We start from the raw sequence: 1,342 nt of genomic DNA, 5'->3' as shown, positions 1-1,342 counted from the left end.
GAGTATGCAGCCGCAGCTTCGGTAACCAGTTTGAGCCCCGTTACATCTTCCGCGCAGGCCGACTCGACTAGTGAGCTATTACGCTTTCTTTAAAGGATGGCTGCTTCTAAGCCAACCTCCTAGCTGTCTGAGCCTTCCCACATCGTTTCCCACTTAACTGGTATTTTGGGACCTTAGCTGGCGGTCTGGGTTGTTTCCCTCTTCACGACGGACGTTAGCACCCATCGTGTGTCTCCCGGATAGTACTCACAGGTATTCGGAGTTTGCCTGGGGTTGGTAAGTCGAGATGACCCCCTAGCCCAAACAGTGCTCTACCCCCTGTGGTATTCGTCCGAGGCGCTACCTAAATAGCTTTCGGGGAGAACCAGCTATCTCCGGGCTTGATTAGCCTTTCACTCCGATCCACAAGTCATCCCCTGGCTTTTCAACGACAGTGGGTTCGGTCCTCCAGTTGATGTTACTCAACCTTCAACCTGCTCATGGATAGATCGCCCGGTTTCGGGTCTATGCCTAGCGACTGATTCGCCCTATTCAGACTCGGTTTCCCTACGGCTCCCCTAAACGGTTAACCTCGCCACTAAACATAAGTCGCTGACCCATTATACAAAAGGTACGCCGTCACAGAACAAGTCTGCTCCGACTGCTTGTACGCATACGGTTTCAGGATCTATTTCACTCCCCTCACAGGGGTTCTTTTCGCCTTTCCCTCACGGTACTGGTTCACTATCGGTCAGTCAGGAGTATTTAGCCTTGGAGGATGGTCCCCCCATATTCAGTCAACGTTTCTCGTGCGCCGACCTACTCGATTTCACTAGACTCAGATTTCGGATACGGGGCTATCACCCACTATGGCGGCACTTTCCAGAGCCTTCTCCTATCAGTTGTCTAGCTTAAGGGCTAGTCCCCGTTCGCTCGCCGCTACTTAGGGAATCTCGGTTGATTTCTTTTCCTCGGGGTACTTAGATGTTTCAGTTCCCCCGGTTCGCCTCTTACACCTATGTATTCAGTGCAAGATACCCGATCGAAATCGGGTGGGTTTCCCCATTCAGAAATGTCCGGATCACAGCTCGTTTGCCAGCTCCCCGAACCTTATCGCAGGCTTCCACGTCTTTCATCGCCTCTGACTGCCAAGGCATCCACCGTATGCGCTTAGTTGCTTGACTATATAACCCCAAGACAACTGTGCTCGATACACTCTCATTCAGGCAAGCCTGAAGAGAATCTATAGAGACAGTCACTTGAAGCGATATAACAACCACTTCAACGACAACACCGGATAACGCTTGAAATCGTTATCACTTTGAATATTTTCTCTCGGAGATAATGAGAGAAGAATATTCGT

Annotated in this window: 1 rRNA gene (cut by a window edge); it reads right to left on the bottom strand. The window is 50.7% G+C overall.

Annotated features, from left to right (window positions below):
- Nucleotides 1–1,163: ribosomal RNA gene (locus Q9245_RS15910) — 23S ribosomal RNA — on the bottom strand; it reaches 1,828 nt to the left of the window's first position.
- Nucleotides 1,164–1,342 lie beyond the last annotated feature (179 nt).

This window comes from Marinobacter sp. MDS2 (assembly GCF_030718085.1).
In the GTDB taxonomy this organism is placed as follows: domain Bacteria; phylum Pseudomonadota; class Gammaproteobacteria; order Pseudomonadales; family Oleiphilaceae; genus Marinobacter.
Note: the sequence above shows the minus strand (reverse complement) of the source record. Positions and strands in the feature narration are given on the sequence as shown.